This window comes from Bacillus mexicanus (assembly GCF_050445615.1).
Classification (GTDB): Bacteria; Bacillota; Bacilli; order Bacillales; family Bacillaceae; genus Bacillus; species Bacillus mexicanus.
The window spans coordinates 1-208 of sequence record NZ_JBCEYV010000026.1; the positions used below are offsets into that span (position 1 = coordinate 1).

At 45.7% G+C, this 208-nt stretch carries 1 rRNA gene; it reads left to right on the top strand.

What is annotated here, in order from left to right:
* Positions 1-52, top strand: a 16S ribosomal RNA gene (locus tag AAGG74_RS23525); the annotation flags it as partial.
* Between the last annotated feature and the right edge of the window lie 156 nt (positions 53-208).

Below are 208 nucleotides of genomic sequence, written 5' to 3' on the forward strand. Positions count from 1 at the left end.
GAAGTCGTAACAAGGTAGCCGTATCGGAAGGTGCGGCTGGATCACCTCCTTTCTAAGGATATATACGGAATATAAGACCTTGGGTCTTATAAACAGAACGTTCCCTGTCTTGTTTAGTTTTGAAGGAACTTTGTTCCTTAAATAAGTTAAGATGGGCCTGTAGCTCAGCTGGTTAGAGCGCACGCCTGATAAGCGTGAGGTCGGTGGT